This window comes from Frankia sp. CpI1-P (assembly GCF_001421075.1).
In the GTDB taxonomy this organism is placed as follows: Bacteria; Actinomycetota; Actinomycetes; order Frankiales; family Frankiaceae; genus Frankia; species Frankia torreyi.
The window spans coordinates 159191-176408 of sequence record NZ_LJJX01000002.1 but is presented as its reverse complement, the minus strand read 5'-3'; the positions used below and the strand labels follow the sequence as shown (position 1 = coordinate 176408).

Annotated in this window: 10 protein-coding genes and 4 pseudogenes; 6 read left to right on the top strand and 8 right to left on the bottom strand. The window is 73.8% G+C overall.

Going from position 1 to position 17218, the window contains the following annotated elements:
* Positions 1-23 precede the first annotated feature (23 nt).
* Both FF86_RS02280 and FF86_RS02275 read left to right on the top strand, forming a co-directional pair.
* Positions 24-224 carry a hypothetical protein gene (locus FF86_RS02280; RefSeq protein WP_009742431.1) on the top strand — a complete coding sequence of 67 codons (201 nt, stop codon included), beginning with the start codon at positions 24-26 and terminating at the stop codon, positions 222-224.
* 208 nt (positions 225-432) lie between these two features.
* The gene (locus tag FF86_RS02275) at positions 433-1833 is read left to right on the top strand and encodes a YihY/virulence factor BrkB family protein (RefSeq protein ID WP_044883762.1); all 1401 of its coding nucleotides are present in this window, start codon (positions 433-435) and stop codon (positions 1831-1833) included.
* On the opposite strand, the gene FF86_RS02270 is transcribed toward FF86_RS02275, so the two are convergent.
* The gene (locus FF86_RS02270; RefSeq protein ID WP_044883763.1) at positions 1827-3365 is read right to left on the bottom strand and encodes an LCP family protein; all 1539 of its coding nucleotides are present in this window, start codon (positions 3363-3365) and stop codon (positions 1827-1829) included. The genes FF86_RS02275 and FF86_RS02270 overlap by 7 nt on opposite strands.
* 1048 nt (positions 3366-4413) lie before the next feature.
* Here FF86_RS02270 and FF86_RS38595 point away from each other — a divergent pair.
* The 3 pseudogenes from FF86_RS38595 to FF86_RS38585 form a co-directional block, all read left to right on the top strand.
* Positions 4414-4956: pseudogene (locus FF86_RS38595) on the top strand (aminopeptidase P N-terminal domain-containing protein); the annotation flags it as partial.
* A 1-nt stretch (position 4957) separates the two neighbouring features.
* Positions 4958-5292: pseudogene (locus tag FF86_RS38590) on the top strand (aminopeptidase P family protein); the annotation flags it as partial.
* 1 nt (position 5293) lies between these two features.
* Positions 5294-5843, top strand: a pseudogene (locus tag FF86_RS38585) (M24 family metallopeptidase); the annotation flags it as partial.
* 321 nt (positions 5844-6164) lie between these two features.
* Here the strand turns inward: FF86_RS38585 and FF86_RS02260 are convergent.
* The gene (locus tag FF86_RS02260; protein ID WP_011606763.1) at positions 6165-6506 is read right to left on the bottom strand and encodes an Lsr2 family protein; all 342 of its coding nucleotides are present in this window, start codon (positions 6504-6506) and stop codon (positions 6165-6167) included.
* A 506-nt stretch (positions 6507-7012) separates the two neighbouring features.
* Between FF86_RS02260 and FF86_RS02255 the strand changes: the two genes are divergently transcribed.
* Positions 7013-7723, top strand: coding sequence for a hypothetical protein (locus tag FF86_RS02255; RefSeq protein ID WP_052680959.1), 711 nt, complete (start codon positions 7013-7015; stop codon positions 7721-7723).
* A gap of 402 nt (positions 7724-8125) precedes the next feature.
* Here the strand turns inward: FF86_RS02255 and FF86_RS02250 are convergent, their stop codons facing one another.
* The 6 genes and pseudogenes from FF86_RS02250 to FF86_RS02235 all read right to left on the bottom strand — a co-directional run bounded on the left by FF86_RS02250 (position 8126) and on the right by FF86_RS02235 (position 17022).
* A complete protein-coding gene (locus FF86_RS02250) occupies positions 8126-8950 on the bottom strand; it encodes an ABC transporter ATP-binding protein (protein ID WP_044883766.1) in 825 nt (274 codons plus the stop codon).
* A gap of 94 nt (positions 8951-9044) precedes the next feature.
* Positions 9045-10760, bottom strand: coding sequence for a SpoIIE family protein phosphatase (locus FF86_RS38580; RefSeq protein ID WP_242418059.1), 1716 nt, complete (start codon positions 10758-10760; stop codon positions 9045-9047).
* 7 nt (positions 10761-10767) lie between these two features.
* Positions 10768-11813 (bottom strand): annotated as a pseudogene (locus FF86_RS38575) (GAF domain-containing protein); the annotation flags it as partial.
* Position 11814: 1 nt separating this feature from the next.
* Positions 11815-12293, bottom strand: a 479-nt coding sequence (locus FF86_RS38570) for a PAS domain-containing protein (RefSeq protein WP_242418057.1), incomplete at its 3' end; no start/stop codon positions are given.
* A gap of 818 nt (positions 12294-13111) precedes the next feature.
* Positions 13112-15742 (bottom strand): bifunctional GNAT family N-acetyltransferase/acetate--CoA ligase family protein, encoded by a 2631-nt coding sequence (locus tag FF86_RS02240; protein WP_128423467.1) that lies wholly within the window; start codon positions 15740-15742, stop codon positions 13112-13114.
* Between the two features lie 11 nt (positions 15743-15753).
* The gene (locus FF86_RS02235) at positions 15754-17022 is read right to left on the bottom strand and encodes an acetoin utilization protein AcuC (RefSeq protein ID WP_173667287.1); all 1269 of its coding nucleotides are present in this window, start codon (positions 17020-17022) and stop codon (positions 15754-15756) included.
* Positions 17023-17218 lie beyond the last annotated feature (196 nt).

The window sequence follows — 17218 nt, the reverse complement described above, 5'->3', positions numbered from 1 at the left end:
CGCCTAACACAGTTGGAGTAGATGTGACAGGGACTACCACGAAGCCGACGCTGACCAACCTCGATCGTTGCGACCGGTGCGGTGCCCAGGCATACGTGCGGGTGGTGCTGCCTGGCGGCGGGGATCTCCTTTTCTGCCGCCATCATGCCAAGTCGCACGACTCCAAGCTGCGTGAGATGGCCGTCGAATACCACGACGAGACCGACAAGCTCAGCGTGTCCTGAGTCCTACGCTCAGGTATTAAAGGGGCATGCCACGACCACGTGGCGTGCCCCTTTCGCTGCTCCCAGTCACGGTGGAGAGCGGGCACGGTGACGTCAGACCGAGCGTTTCCCCGCCCCCTCCCCCAATCAGGGGATCTACCCCGACACCGTGTGGGCGCCGTTGACCTCCAGGCACTCCACCAGGCCATACGGTGGGGCCGTGTCCGCCATGGGGAAGGAGGCGTCCACCCTCGTGGCTCGCAGCCCGGCGCGGGGCCGCTGGTCGGTGCTGCTTCGCCGGGTCGTCCTCGAGGCCAACCCGGAACTGGTGGCGCACGCCCGGGAGCGTCGCACGGTGGCCCAGGCGAAGGTGCGGCGCAGCGCGATGTTCCGCCGTCTTGACCGCCAGCAGCGCCGGGTCCCCCGGGGGCCGCTGCGCCTGGCCCGCACGACGCTCGCCAACGCCTGGCGCCACCGGGTGCTGGGCCTGGCGGCGGAGGCGGGATTCTGGCAGTTGCTGTCCCTGCCGCCGTTGCTGCTGTCCCTGCTCGGTGCGCTCGGCTATGTCGCCGACGCCATCGGCGGGGACGCCCTCAGCAGCATCCGGGACAGCATCCTGCGCGGAGCCGGTGACCTGCTGACCGAGTCGGTGGTCGACGACGCGGTGCGGCCCACCGTGGACGAGATCCTCTCTCGCGGTCGGCCGGATGTGATCTCCATCGGCTTCGTGCTGTCGTTGTGGACCGGTTCGACGGCGATGGCAACCTTCGTCAACACCATCACCATCGCCTACGGCCAGCGCGACCAGCGCTCCGCGGTGCGTAGCCGACTGGTGGCGCTGGGGCTGTTCCTCGCCCAGGTCGCCAGCGGCGTGATCATCCTGCCGGCGCTGATCTTGGGACCTGGGCTGATCTCCCGGATTCTCGACGCCGACCAGCACCCGTCGGTCGACCATCTGCTGACCCTGCTGTTCTGGCCGGTCGTCGGGCTGGTCGCGCTGTCGATGCTGACCTCGCTGTACCACCTCTCCCTACCGGTGCGCAGGCCCTGGTGGCGGGCGCTTCCCGGGGCCACCCTGGCGCTGGTGTGCTGGCTGGTCGGCAGCGACGTGCTGCGGCTGTACCTGGAGATCGTGTTCAGCCACGAGCTGGTCTACGGCTCGCTGGGAGCGCCGGTGGCGGCGCTGTTGTTCTTCTACATCACCGCTCTGGCGGTACTGCTGGGCGCCGAGCTCAACGCGGCGCTGGACGAGCAGTCCTCCCAGCGCAGGAGGAGGCGGGACGGCGGGCCCACCACCGGCGACACCTCACCTCCCACCGACAGTCCGCCCGCCGCCGACAGTCCGCCTTTCCCAGACAGCCCGCCTCCCGCCGGCAACCCGCCTGCTGCCGGCGGCCCGGCTGCTGTCGGCGGCCCGGCTGCTGTCGGCGGCCCGGCTTCCACGGAGCATCCGCGTTCCGCCGGCGGTCAGTCCGCCGGCGGCGGCTCGCCGACCGGTGACGGCCCGTGCCCGGTCGTCAGGGAGGCCGATCCGCCCGGCCCCGGCGGCGGCGTCTCGTTCGAGCGTTGCGCCGTCGACGACGGCCCCACCACGCCGACGACCCCGCTGTGGCGAGGGCCTGCTCAGTAGGTGCAGGAGACGCCCGCCGGGGCGGCGGCCGGAGTCGACTGTGCGCTGACCGGCGCTCCGTCGCCCACGGCCACAGCCGGCCGGGACCAGGACACCGGGACGGCCGCGGTGGTGGCCGGACCGGCGGGCAACGCGCCCGCCGGACTCACCCCGGCGGCGCGACCGCCGAAGGGCTTCAGGAAGGCACCGAGCTGGTCGGAATCGGGCACCAGCACGCTCTGCCCGGCGCGTTGACCGGCCGCGGCCGGCACGGTGGCGAACGCGACCCCACCGGAACCGATCGACTGCATGCGGACCGCCAGCAGGCGCAGATCGGCCAGGGAGGTGCCGTCATCGAGGGTGATCGCCGAGGTCGCGGCGTCGACCACATCGATCAGCTTCGCCGGATTGAGCAGCGTGTCGGTGGAGGCGATCCGTTGGAAGACGACCCCCAGGAACTGCTGCTGGCGGCGGATCCGGTCGATGTCGCTCTCCGGTAGGCCGTACCGCTGGCGGACGAAGGCCAGGGCCTGCGCGCCGTTCAGCCGGTTCTCCCCCACCTGGCCGGAGAACCCCGAGTAGTGGTCATGCAGGTTGTCGAAGCCGCGCGCCCTCAGCTCGGCCGGCAGCTCCCTGATGCAGACGGTGACCCCGCCCAGGGCGTCGGTCATCCCCTGGAAGCCGACGAAGTCGATCTGCACGTAGTGGTCGACGCGGATCCCGGTGAGGCCCTCGATGGTCGCGACCAGCAGGGACGGGCCGCCGTAGGAGAAGGCCGAGTTCAGCTTGGAACGCTGGGCCGCGTGCTGGGCGCCCCGCGCGTCGGTGTAGGCCGGGATCCGCACCCACAGGTCGCGGGGGAAGGAGATCAGGGTCGTCGAACCGTTGCCGTCGAGATGGGCGAGGATCGTGGTGTCTGACCGCTGCCCCTCGGCCACCCCGAACTCGCCGTTGGTCCCCGCCCGGGTGTCGGATCCGACCAGCAGGATGTTCTGGGTGCCGCCGGCGGCGGACGCCGGCCGGTCCACGCCGGCGGAGAAGGTCAGGGGGGTGTGTCGGACCCGGCCGTCGTAGTGTCGCAGCACGGCCCAGCCGCTGGTGGCCAGAACGAGCACGACCGCGGCGAGCACCGCCGCGACGGCGGTGACGCCGCGGCGGATCGAGCTGTGGCGCGGCGCGGGTTCGCCGGTTTCCGGCAGGTCCGGCCGGGTCGGGCCGGGCGCAGCGGCAACCCGACGGCCGCCGGGCGGCGCGGCGCGACCAGCCTGGGGATCACGCCCGGCGTGGGGATCACGGCCCGAACGGGGATCGCCGTAGGGATCGCGGGAACCGCCGCCGGCGCCCGGCTGGGCCCGTGGACGAGCCGGGCGGTCCACCGCGGGCGGAGGCGACCCGGCGTCGCGGCGCGGCCACTGCCCCGCGGGCCAGTTCTCCTCAGCGGCGGGCCGGGGGGCATCACGTCGGGGGGCATCACGTCGCCGGCCGCCGCCCTCCCCCGCGCGGCGTCCCGCGGGCGGCCCGTGCCGTTCCGGCCGCTCCGGAGGCCAGGTCATGGCCGCCTCCCCCTCCCTCATCCACCGGGAGCAGATCTCCCGCGCCGGCCGGCGCCGCGATCGACGCGTTGCCGCCGGTCCCGGCGGTGCGCCGCGAGCCGACGAACGGAACACTCCGGGACAGCCTCTCACCGATCCCGTGCCGTGGGGCACCCTCGGCGTCCTCGGCGGCTGTCGGATGGGCGACCCGGCACGCCGGCGACCGCGGGTCCGACCAGCACGCTGCACGCGGTCCCGACTCACAATCCGTGGACGCGGCCGTCGACCGCAATTGCGGACCCGCATCGACGATCGGGCCGAAAATGCCGACATCGGCCGGATGTGAGGTCACTTACAGCACCCTGGTGGAGTCACCCGCGTCGACTCGGATGTCCCGGCTCACCGGGAGCCGCCCGATCCCTGCCGCAGGAGGCGGATGAACACGCGGATATCGGGCCGGGATTGNGGTGACCGATGACGTCCGCACCCGGACCGAACCTCCCTCGGGCGCACCGCCCCGGGCCCTTACCCGGGGTCCGGGACCCCCGTCAACGGGCAGCGACAGAAAGTTACGTAACGGCGGATTTGGCGGATCTCGCACAACCGATTGCTTGCCCGCGTTAACCCGTTCGAAGCGGGAAGGCCAGCCCTTGGGTAACCTTCCGAAGTTGCCGGACGCAGCCGGCACAGACCCTCGACCCCGGCGAACGGATGACGGCGCGCACGAGTACCCGATCGCCGAGCGACGGATCGGGTCGGGCGCCATCCGGATCGGCTCACATCATCCGGACGATCGGCGTACCGAAAATCCGGCTCCGACCCCGGCGAGATGTCCGCTGCGGTCTCGATGGACGGCGGACCGGTTCAGCACTACCCGCCGGAGCGCGACCCGGCCTACCGTTAACGGTATGAGTGCCCAGTCCCACCAAAGCACACCTCCACCGGCCGGCACGGGGGTACCCGAGGGAGCCCCGGCGGAGCGTGACCAGAACGTCAGCACAGCCGGCGAAGCGGACGTTGTCCGCCCCCGCATCGATGTACCCGGGGCGACGACGGATTCCGCTGGCGNGGAGTCGGATTCGGAGCCCGCGACCGCCGGGACCGGCGAGTCGACGGTCGAACCGACGGCGCCTTCCGGCCGCGAACCCGGCCAGGCCAACCACGATGAGGAACCACACGCGGCGTTCCGGCGGTTTATGGCAACCGGCTGGGCGCCCATTGACGACGCTGTGCCATCCCGCGATGACTGTGCACCCTACACCGCGAAACGCCGCGCCTTGTTGGGCTCACGGTTCCCGACCGATGCCCTCGTGGTGCCCAGCGGCGGCCTGCGGGTACGGGCAAACGACACGGATTTTCCGTTCCGTCCGGGAAGTGACTTCTTCTGGTTGACAGGCTGTCATGAACCCGATGCGGTGCTGGTTCTGCTACCCAACGCGGCCGGTGAGCACGATGCCACGCTGTATGTCGCCGGCCGCTCGGACCGGTCGAGCTCGGCGTTCTACACCGACCGCCGATACGGGGAACTCTGGGTCGGTCCCCGGCCGGGGGTTCGCGAGACAGCCGCCGCCCTGGAGATCGAGTGCCGGCCGCTGACCGATCTGCGGGGCGCNCTGGCCCGACTGGCGCCGGGAAACACCAGGACGCTGCGGGGAATCGATCCACTGGTCGACCGCTCGGTGCTGCGGTGGTCCGACGACAGATCGGGCGACGACCGCGATGTGGTCCTCGCGCAGGCCCTTTCCGAGCTGCGGCTGGTCAAGGACGACTTCGAGATCGCCCGGTTGGACGAGGCGGTCGCGGCGACGGCGCGAGGCTTCACCGAGTGCGTGGGGGAAATCGGCCGCGCGATGGAGCTGCCCAACGGGGAACGCTGGTTGGAGGGCACCTTCTGGCGGCGCGCTCGCGTCGACGGCAACGACGTCGGCTACGGCTCCATCGTCGCCTGNGGGCACCATGCAACCACCCTGCACTGGGTGCGCGACGACGGACCGGTGCGCGCCGGTGAGCTGGCCCTGCTGGACATGGGGGTGGAGGGGAGGTCGCTCTACACCGCCGACGTCACCCGCACGCTGCCGATCACCGGCCGTTTCACGGACCTGCAGCGCCAGGTATACGACGTGGTTCTCCGCGCGCAGCAGGCCGGCATCGACGCGGTCCGCCCGGGAGCCTCGTTCCTGGCTCCACACCGAGCGGCGATGCAGGTCATCGCCACCGCGCTGGCGGACTGGGGGCTGCTGCCGGATGGGGCCCAGGCATCGCTGTCGGAGGATCCCCACGCACCGGGCGCGGGGATCCACCGCCGATACACGTTGCACGCCACGTCGCACATGCTCGGGCTGGACGTGCACGACTGCGCCCAGGCGCGGGACGAGACCTACCGGGATGCGGCACTGGAGCCGGGGATGGTGCTGACGGTGGAACCGGGCCTGTACTTCCAGCCCGACGACCTCACCGTTCCGCCCGAGCTGCGCGGCATCGGGGTCCGGATAGAAGATGNCATCCTGGTCACCGGCGAGGGAAGGCGGAACATGTCCGCCGGGCTTCCGCGAACCTCGGAAGACGTCGAAAACTGGATGGGCCGGCATCTGCCGAACTGACGCAACGAACAGAGCCGACGACAGCGCGCGTCGGCTCGGAGGTCAAACGTTCCTGCCACACCGGCCAGGCCGGTGTGGCAGGAACCTGCCCTGGCAAAACCTGATCAGCAGGTCTTTGGGCGCCGGGGCCTGCGGCCCACGGCCGAATACCGCGGGCACGGCGGGTACTACGGGGTCCACCGCTTCGAGTCTCGACCCGGAAAAGTCGTCAAGACCAGGATCAGTGGGCCTTGTCGTACGCCTCGACGATGTTGGAGGCGATACGGCCACGGTCACTCACCGTGTATCCGTTGCTGCGCGCCCACTCGCGAATGTCGGCGGTGCGGTCGGTTCCGCCGGTACGCCGCGAAGCGGTACGCACGCCACGGCGGCTGCCCGCCGCACGGCCGCCGGAACGGCGGGCCGCAGTCACGAACGGGGCCAGCGACTCACGCAACTTCGTCGCGTTCTTCTCCGACAGGTCGATCTCATACTGCGCACCGTCGAGTCCGAAGCGGACAGTCTCGTCGGCCTCTTCTCCACTGAGATCGTCAATCAACGAGACGATGGTCTTCTGGGCCATGCCACACTCCTTCAGGTCAGCGGACCGCAGAACTCACGCGTCTAGTATTACCACGAGAACACCGGGAACTGTCACGCCTGGTTCGACGGACTCGCAGACTTGGGGCCGCCGAACACGAAGACACCGGTCTAGGCACGCTGGTGAGGCTGTCGGAGTGCGGAACCCAAAGACGGTGGCCAAGCTCGGCATGATAGGGGCGATCATGTTCTGCGAATCACACCTTCCGAGCCGAAACGCCGGCCGCAAGCGGACAGTTGGGCCGCCGTCGGCCGGGCGGCGACCATGTCCGCCGACCTTGGGACACCGATCGTGTTCGTCTACCGACTCCCCGGACGATTGCCGGGCAATCGGCAGGCATCAGCCGGTGGGTGCTTTGGGGTGCTGGCGCCGCGAGCGGAACCGACCGGTACGAATGCCAAAGGCGATCGTGGCGGCGGATGAGTACGCCTGATTCCGGCGCCGACCCTATGGCTCGGCGCACGGACGAGTACCCACGGACGTGGGTGGTGGACGGTGCCAACGTCATTGGGTCCCGGGCCGACGGCTGGTGGCGCGACCGTCCGGGCGCGGCCCGGCGCCTGCTCGCCGATATTTCGGCCTGGATCGCCGGGTCCGACGGGCACGTCGGATCGCCCGGGTCAGCGGAATGGCCGACGGGGATCGTGGTCGTTCTGGAAGGGGCGGCCCGGGCCGGGGTTCCCGCCGCCGCGGTGGTCGTCGAGCCGACTCCGGCGAAGTCCCTGGCTCCCGACGATGACCATGTCCAGTCACGCGGAAGCACGGACCAGCCGAGCGGGAACACGGATCAGCCGAGCGGGAACACGGACCGGCGGGCCGGGAACAGCTACCAGCCGGCCGGGAACACCGGCCGGCCACGCGGGAAGGGCGATCGGTCTACGGGGAAGGGCGACCACTCGGCCGAGAACGGTGACAGCTACGCGAGGAAGGGCCGCCGCTCGCCTGGCGACGGCGACGGCGACGGCAATTCCGGGAACGGCGCCGACCGATCGGACGCGACGAACGACGACAGCGCCGCACCCTCACTCGCCGTCGTCCACGCGCCCGGGAACGGCGATGACGCGATCGTCGACGCCGCCCGCGACGCCGGCCCCGGCGTCATCGTGATCACTTCGGATCGCGGGCTCACCGCCCGCGTCCGCGCCCTCGGCGGCGAGGTGCGTGGCGCCGGCTGGCTGCGGGACCGGCTTCGGCGGTAAGCGCGCCCGCGCGGTTCTCGGCTGCACCCGGCTCCGCCCACCGGGCTCACCGCCCGGCCGCTTCCGGGTCGGCCCGTCCGGCATACCCCTTCCGGGGCTCCCAACGCGCGTGCGGGGCCGGAAGGGTGCTATGGGAGAAAAAGACCCGACCGTGGTGCCAGCGCGGGTCTGACGCCTTCTGAGGGCCTCGCGTCGCCCTGGCGCACCAGTCCGCGCCGCGTCGACCACGCATCGCCCGGGAAACCCGGCCGGAGGCCCGCGAGGATCGCCCGAGCGGCGGTCCTCGGGCGCGGCGCCGGCTGCGGACGCCCGGCTCGTCCTGATCCGCCAGGCGGTCCCTGAGACGCGCCGTGCGGACGCCCGGCCGGGGCCGGGCGAGGCGGCACCGGGCGGGACGCAGGCTCAGACGCCGACGGACACCGGTCGCCGCGGCGGCGGGCCGGCGGCCAGGCGGGCGGCGTAGCGCCCGGCCGTGACGCTGACGTCGAGGGGAATCCCGAAGCAGTCGGACAGCCTGGGCGCGGTGAGCACCTCAGCCGCCGGACCCGCGGCCCGCACCTGGCCGCCGCGCACCAGCAGGGCATGGGTGACGCCCACCGGGATCTCCTCGACGTGGTGGCTGACGAGGACGCTGACGGGCGCCGAGGGGTCGGCGGCGAAGCGGGTCAGCCGGCGCAGCAGTGCCTCTCGGGCCCCGAGGTCAAGCCCGGAGGCGGGCTCGTCGAGCAGGAGCAGTTCCGGGTCGCTCATGAGCGACCGGGCGATCAGCACCCGCTTGCGTTCGCCCTCGGACAGCGTCCCGAAGCGCCGGTCCCGCAGCTCCCGGCAGCCGAACTGGGCCAGCAGGCCGGCGGCGCGGGCGAGGTCGACGTCGTCGTACGGCTCGTCGCCGCGCCCGAGCACCGACCAGCCGGCGGTGACCACCGCGTCGAGCACCCGCTCGTCCGGGGGCGGCGTCTCGACCAGCGCCGGGCTGACGACGCCGACCCGGTAGCGCAGCTCGAGAAGGTTCACCGTGCCCAGCCGGTGACCGAACAGGTCGACCGTGCCCGAGGTCGGAAACAGCCGGCCCGAGGCCACCTGCAGGAGGGTCGTCTTTCCCGCACCGTTGGGGCCGAGGACGACCCATCGCTGACCGGGAAACACCTCCCAGGCAACATTTCGCAGAAGGTACGACCCATCCCGCACGACATTGACATTGTCGAGCCGCAGCACCGCGTCCGGCATGCCGCTCACGTTACGCGAGACGTGCCCGCCCGGCGGCGGCGGGACAGCCCGACCCCGCCACACCCGCCCTGCGCCGCCCGCCCGGGCGATCCGATCACGACGCGCCCGGATCGGCGGGGGCCGGCCCCACCAGGTCAACCTCCGCCCAGACCACCTTGCCGTCGGGGATCGGGCGGAAACCGTGCCGCACGGCGAGCCGGGAAACCAGGCCGAGCCCACGCCCGGCCTCGTCGTCCGGCGAGGCGTGCCGGCGCCGGGGCAGCCGGCCGCCGCCGTCGGCGACCTCGACGACAGCCCGGTCACCGAGCCGCCGCAGTCGCACGGACAACGGCGGCCGGCCGTGACGCACGGCGTTGCTCGTCAGCTCGGACAGAACCAGGACGACGGTGTCGATGATCTCGACCGGCAGCTCGGCGTTCTCCAGCGCGAGCCGGCACTGTGCCCGCGCCGCGCGCAGCCCGGACGGACCGTCGACGGTGACGTCGAGCAGCGTCGGTCCGGCGGTCGGTTCGTCGGGCAGGCGGGCGAGCAGCAGCGCCACGGCGTCGTCGGCGGGCGCCGGCTGGTTGTCGCGGCCAAGGCCCGCGCAGGCCGCGGTCGCCAGCGCGTCGAGGTTGTCGTCGGGTGCCTCGCTGGTGCGGGCCAGGACGGCCGCGAGATCCGAGACGCCGGCATCGACGTCCCGGCCGCCCCCGCGGACCAGGCCTTCGGTGAACAGGGCGATGAGGTAGCCCCGGCCCAGGCGGACGGTGTACTCGGTGGCGTCGGTGTATCCCGACGGATCCCGGTGGACATCGCCGAGCGGGGAGCCGACCGCCATGTACAGCCGCGAGACGAGCCCGTCCGGGGCGACCACGAGGGGCGGCGGATGGCCGGCGCTGGCCAGCGTCAACACGCCCGTGTCGAGCTCGGCGATCGCGTAGATGCAGGTCGCGACCTCGCGTCCCGGCAGGTCCGCGACGACCCCGTCGAGCAGCGCCAGCACCTCGCCGGGTGGCAGGTCGAGGCGGGCGCAGGCGCGCGCGGCGGCGCGTAGCTGCCCCATCACGGCGCTCGTGCGCAGCCCCCGACCCCGGACGCCGCCGATCACCAGGGCGGCCCGGCCCGCCCCCAGATCGATCACGTCGAACCATTCCCCGCCGGCGTCCCCCTCGGCCCCGGCGGGCAGGTAGCGGGAAGCCACCTGCAATCCCTTGGGCACCACCGGTGCCGCGCCGCGCAGGGCCTCGTGCAGCTCCACGGCGCCGCTGTGCGCGCTGTGCTCGCGGTCGATGCGCTCCAGGGCGACCCCGGCGCGCGCGGCGAGCTCGGTCAGGAAGGCCAGGTCGGCCTCGGTGAACGGGGCCCGGTCACCGACGGCGGTCAGGCTGAGCACGGCCGCGACCCGGCCGGCCCGCACCACGGGCAGCACGGCCGTCGTGTGGGCGCCGGCCTGACGGATCCAGCGCGCGATGTCGGACGGCGGCTCCCAGCCGTCCCCGGCGTGGCTGACGACCTCCCCGATCCCACGGGCCGCGACCTGGGTGATCGGGTTCGCCGGCGAGGCGAGCGCCGCGATCCAGGCGCCGGTCGAAGGCGCGGCGCCGGTCGCGGCGGAACCCGCGACAATCAGCGGCCGCAGCCGCGGAGCCTGCGCCGTCCCGCCCGTTCGCCCACCGCCGTCCTGCTCGGTCCCGGTGACCTGCCCACCGCCGTCCTGCTCGATCCCGGTGACCTGCGCGCCGCCCTCAGCCGCCGCAACCGCGGTGGGCGCGAGAGCCGGATGGGCCGTGACCAGGTGGACCGCGCACAGGTCCGCGATCTCCGCCACGATCAGNTCCGCGACGGCCCGCAAGGACGGCTCGGGGTCCTCGGCCGCGGTCACGATCTCCGTGGCCCGGGTCAGCAGGCGCAGCCGCCGGTCGGCGCGCTGCCGGGCCTCGCGCTCCTCGTCCGCCGCGGTGAGCGCCGCCTGGGCCCCCGCCGCCTCGGTCACGAGCCGCTCGTGTGCCCTGGCCCGCTCCAGCGCGCGGGCGCCGGCCGCGGCGATGCCACCGAGGTAGGCCCGATCCGCGGCGGTGAAGGTCCGCGGCGCCGGGAAGGCGAAGGTCACCACGCCGAAGGCCGAACCGTCGGGGGCGACCAGCGGCAGCATGGCCCACGCCTGCTCACCCGCCGCCGCGGTGGCGTCGGCGAGACCGGACACCGGCCAGCGAGCGAGCAGCTCCTCCCGGTCGGCCAGGAACAGGGGCCGGGCTCCCCGCACCACCTCGGCCACCGGATGCACCGCTCCCAGCGCCACGTCCGGCCAGCGGCCGGACCGCTGTGCCGGATCCTCGCCGGGTCGGACGAACCGCAGCTCCTCCTGGCCGTCGTCGACCAGCGCGACCCCGCGCCCGGCCGCCCGCGCCGCCTGACCGCCGACGTCGAGGATCGCCGCGAGGACCTCGTCGACCGTGCTGGCCCGGGCCAGCGCGACGGAGAACAGCCCGCCGGACTCGGCCCGTTGCGCGGCCGCCTCGGCCTGTTCGACGGCCGCCTCGGCCCGCTGATCGGCATCGGCCCGCGCCGCCTCGGCGGCCCGCTCCCCGGTGAGGTCGCGGACCACGCCGAGCCACTCGGCCGGCCGCCCGTCGCGCGCTGGACCGGTGCCGGCGGCGGCCTGACCGCCGGCGGCATCCACCGCAGGTCCGGGCACGGGCAGCACCCGGGCGGTGACGACACGCTCGGCGGCGCCCACGCCGCTCGGCGCGGAGATCCGGAATTCGGCCTCGAAGGTCTCGCCGCGTTCGACCGCCCCCCGCCACAGCCGCGCGACCCGGTCCCGGTCATCCGGATGCACCCCGGACAGCCAGCCGCCACCGGCCAACGCCCCCGGTTGCTGNCCGGTGGCGGAACGCCAGCCGGGCAGGTCGACGTCGAGGGCGCCGTCGGCCGTCGCGTGGAACACATCCAGGCCGGCGGCGTCGGCGAGCCCGCGGTAGCGCGCCTGCGCCCGCAGCCGCTCCCGATCGGCGATCTGCAGGCCGGTGACGTCCAACGCGACGAAGGACACCCCCACCGGACCGAGCTGCGGATCGCTCACCGGGAACCAGCTCGCCAGCCAGATCAGCGGTGTTCCGGCCGGGCCCGCGACCCCCACCTCCAGGTCCACCACGGCCTCGCCGGTACGCAGCACCCGGGCCAGCAGAGCGTCGAGTTCGGCATCGCTGTCACCGAGCACCTCGGACACGGTGCGGCCCAGGTGGTCCCGGGCGGACCGGCGGTCCAACCGGGTGAGCGCCTCGTTGACGCGCACGAACCGGCCAGCCCGGTCGAGCAGGGCGAGTCCGACCGGAGCCCGGGCGAACAGGGCATCCAACATCGCGTACGCCGCCACCGCGGGATCCACCCCGCTGCCACCACCGCTGCCACCACCGCTGCCACCGCCACCCGGTGCCGGTGGCCCGCCACGGGCAAGGCTCAGCGGCCCGCGCTCCGGGGGGACGTCCTCGGGGCCTCGCCGCGGGCCGGTCCCGTCGATCACGTCGCGCGGCATCGCCGTGCCGGCCACCGGCGGATCGGCCCGCGGGACCAGTGGCCATCCCTCGGGCAGCACGGGCAGGTCTCGGCCCCCGCCGCTCTCGGGATCCTGGCCGGGCACCAGGCTCGGGCCGGGGGCCGCCGTCGAACCAGGGCTCGCCAGCGAAGCGGGGCTTGCCAGCGAACCAGGGCTCGCCACGGCACCAGGGCCAGGCGTGGACCCGCCGCCGGAGCCGCCGGAACCGCCGGCGACGCCGCCCGGCGCGGGGCGGGCGCCCGGCGCGAGAGCTGGGCCGGGCACGCGGGTCGGCGGGGCAGTCGGTGTGCCGTCGATCGAGCGACCCCCGCCGCTCACGTCCGGCCGACCCGGCCCGGGAACCTGACCCGGCATGATCGGCCCCGAGACCGGCCCGGTCGAGATCGGCCCGGTCGAGATCGGCCCGGCGTCTTCCGGACCGCTTCCGGCGGGACCCGTCGCCCCCGACTCCGGCGGCCGCTGCGCGCCCCGCTCCGGGCCGTACATCGGCACCAGCTCCGCCTGCCCGGGTGCCCTCACCCCGGGGATACCCATGGCCTCGATGGGCCCCCCGGAATCGGACTGCGGCACCCCAAAGGCGCCGGATGCGGGCCAGACGGGCGGCTGCCCGGAGTACGGCGACGTCATGGGAGACGATTGTGGACGGTGTGACCATGTTGTGCCGAACCGCCCCGGACGGGAGGTCGGTCGACTACAGGCAGCGCCGGGGTCCAGAAACGCCGCGGTCCGGCGTCCGCCCTGGGCATGGAAGGGCCGGTCACGACCTCCGCCGACAGCACGGTGACCCGCCCGGTCGACACGATGACCGGGTCAAGAGTGAGATGAACCACCTCGGGGATATCGTCGGCGAGCCGGCCGACGCGCAGCACGAGATCCTCCAGCGCTGCGATGTCGACGGGAGTCGAACCGAGGTAGCCGAGCAGCAGCGGCGCCGCCCGCACCGAGCGGACCAGCCGGGCGGCGTCGACGTCGGTCAGCGGCAGGATGTGGTGGGCGCGGTCACCGAGCAGCTCCGTCGCCGGGCCCGACAGGCCGAAGGAGACCAGCGGGCCGTACTGCGGATGCTCCTCGGACCCGACGACCACCGACACGCCGACCGGCGCCATCCGCTGCACGACGATCGGCACCTCCGGCCCGAGCTGGGAGCGCAGCGACGTCCAGGCCGCCCGCACCGCCGCCGCGTCGGGCAGGTCGAGGCGCTGCCCGCGCAGGTCCGGCCGGTGCCGGTACGGGCGGGACCGGGCCTTGACGGCCACCGGGTAGCCGAGCCGCGCAGCCGCCTCGACGGCGCGCCGCGGCGAGGTCACGAGCTCCGCCGGCTGCACCGTGATGCCGTAGCAGTCCAACAGCGCGGCGGCCCGCTCCTCGGGCAGCCGACCGGCCAGGCCGGCGATGATCGCGCGGGCCTCGTCGGTCCGCACGGCCGTCACCGGCTCGATACCGGTCGGGCGAGACCGCCACTGCGCGTAGCCAACGACGCGACGCAGTGCGGTCACCGCGGCCTCCGGTGACGCGTAGGCCGGGATGCCGGCGAGCTCGCCCGGCAGGTCGACGCCCTGCATAGAGGCCAGAATCGGCACGGTGATGCGCTCGGCCGCCTCGACGGCCCCGGCGGCGACCGGGCCCGGCGACGAGGGCGGCAGGCGGGCCAGCGTCACGATGAGTGCGTCGGACCGCTGCGCCGCGGCGAGCAGCGCGGCCGTGAACGCCGCCGAACCGCTGCCCGCGGGCAGCAGGACCTCCTCGACGATCAGACCGGCGGCGTCGGCGGCGTGCGCGGTGAGCCGGACCAGCGCCCGGGAGTCGCCGATCACCGCGACCCGGTTTCCCGCGGGCAGCGGCTGCGAGGTGAGCAGCAGCGCCACGTCGAAAGCCTGCGAGATGCGGTCCACGCCGATCACGCCGGCCTGCCGCAGCAGGGCGTCGTCGAGGGCCGAGCGGCCGGAGTACACGGTCACGATCGGCTTGCGCCGGCCGAGACGGCGCGCCAGCCGGGCGAACTTGCGCGGGTTGCCGAACGTCTCCAGGTGCATGATCACCGCGTCGGTCTCCGGGTCCTCCTCCCAGTACTGGAGCAGGTCGTTGCCGCTGACGTCGGCCCGATCCCCCGCCGAGACGAACACGGACAGCCCGACCCCCCGCGCGGCGGCCGCCTGCAGGATCGCCCCGCCGAACGGTCCGGACTGCGAGTAGCAGCCGACCCGCCCGGCCGGCGGCATCTGGGGCACCATCGACGCGTTCAGGCCCCCCGCCGGGTTCTGGATGCCCATGCTGGCCGGGCCCACGACGCGCATGCCGTCGGCCCGCGCCTCGGCGGCCAGGGCGGCGTCGGCGGCATCGTCACGCTGGTCGGTGAGCACGACCAGCCCCCACACGCCGGCCCGCCCGCACGCGGCGACGACCCCGGGCACCTCGGCCGGCGGCACGCACACGACGGCCAGGTCGATCGGGCGGGGCACCTCCTCGATGCCGCCGTAGGCGCGGATCGAGGCGACCGCGGTGCCGGCCGCCGCGGCGGCCGGGTTCACCGGGTAGACCGGCCCGTCGAAGCCGCCGGTGAGCAGGTGGCGCAGCACCGAGTTGCCCACGGAGCCCGCGGCCCGCCCGGCGCCGATGACGGCGATCGACCGGGGATGCAGCAGCCGGCCGATGGAGGCCGCCTCCGCGCGGTGCTCGCGGGCGCGCATCACCGTCACCGACTGCTCGGTAGGGGTGATCTCGAACGACAGCCGGACGGCGCCGGAGTCCCAGGCCCGGGCGACGGTGTAGCCGGCGTCGAGGAAGACGCGGATCATCTGCCGGTTCTCGCCGAGCACGTCGGCGTCGAAGCGACGGATCCCGCGGTCCCAGGCCGCGGCGGCGAGGTGCTCCAGCAGCACCGAGCCGAGGCCCCGACCCTGCTGGGCGTCCTCCACCAGGAAGGCCACCTCCGCCTCGGTCGGCCGGGCCGCGGTGCCCTCCCAGTGCGCCACGGCGACGAGATCGTCACCGATCATGGCGACGATGGCGCCGCGCAGCCGCTGGTCCACCACGGTCATCCGGTGGATGTCGGCGTCGCTCAGCGCCCGGCGAGCGGTGAAGAAGCGGAAGTAGATCGACTGGGGGGACAGCCGGGTCCAGAACGCCCGCAGCAGCGGGCCGTCGGTCGGCAGGATCGGCCGGATGTGGGCCGTGCCGCCGTCGGTGAGGATGACATCGGCCTCCCACTCCGCCGGGTACGCCAGAGGCGTCTCGTCCCCGGCCGGGGGCGGCAGCNGCGCGGCGCTCACCGGTCCACGGTCGGGTCGAGACCGTGCAGGGGCAGCACCTCGCGCCGGGTGGCGGCGACCGCCCGGTCCAGCGGGTCGTCGGGGTCGCCCTCGCCGGCGTCCCAGGGCCGGTAACGCACGCTCACCCCGTCACCGAGGGTCCGGGGCATCCCCGCCGTGGCTCCGACGGAGTCGTGGCCGGTGACGGCCCGCACCCGTTGCGGGGCCTCGGCGCGCCACTGCGCCGGCAACGCGGTGCCGGGTTCGAGAGGGTGGTGGGCGGCGACCGCCAGCAGTTGCGTCCACGCCCGCGGCACCACCGCGTCCAGCGCGTACCCGCCGCCGCCGCAGGCCAGCCAGCGGCCGTCGCACAGCTCGTGGGACAGCGCGTGCAACGCCTCGTAGGAGGCCCGCTGCCCGTCGACCGACAGCTCCAGATCGGCCAGCGGATCGAGGGCGTGGGTGTCGCAGCCGTGCTGGGTCACCAGCACCTGCGGCCGGAACGACCGCAGCAGCACCGGGACGACGCCGGAGAAGGCCCGCAGCCAGCCGGCGTCACCGGTGAACGCGGGCAGCGCGACGTTCACAGCGCTGCCCGCGGCGCCCGGCGCGCCGACCTCGTCGGGGAAGCCGGTGCCGGGGAACAGCGTCCGCCCGGTCTGGTGCAGCGAGATCGTGAGCACCCGCGGGTCGTCGTAGAACGCCGTCTGCACCCCGTCGCCGTGGTGCACGTCCACGTCGACGTAGGCGATGCGGGTCGCCCCGGCGGCGAGCAGCCAGGCGATCGCGATCGCGGGATCGTTGTAGATGCAGAAGCCGCTGGCCATCCCCGGCATCGCGTGGTGCAGACCGCCGGCGATCGACACGGCGTGGCGCGCCGGCCCCCCCCACACCGCCCGGGCGGCCTCGATCGTGCCGCCGGTGATCAGGGCGGCGGCCTCGTGCATCCGCTGGAAGACGGGGGTGTCGGCGGTGCCGAGGCCGAACAGGGCCGCCATCCGGGCCCGGGTGGGGTCGGGCGCGGCACGGACCGCGTTCAGGTACAGGGGATCGTGGACAAGCTCGATCAGTTCGTCGGGAGCCAGGGTCGGGGTGGCGATCCGCAGCCCCGGCGCGTCGAGCACGCCCAGACTCTCGGCGAGGTCCATCGTCAGGCCCAGCCGGACGGGGTGCAGCGGATGCTGCGGCCCGAAGTCGTAGTCGGCCATGGCGGGATCCCACGCCAGGATGGTGGGTTCGACCGCCGGCGGCAGGGTGCCGCCGGACCGCTGTGTTCCGCCCGGCACCGTCACCCCTCGACGGTAGCCCGAACGGGTCCTGTGCCGGTAGCGGTGGTGACAAGCTCGACCGACCGTCGGCGGATCGAGGTTCACCATAGATCCGCGCGAAATGCCCTAGGGTCAGTGCCCGTGGCAGCAGACGGAACGGCACCGCAGCGTCCGGCGCCGGCAGGCGCGGAGCATCCCGCGGCCGCCGGCTCGA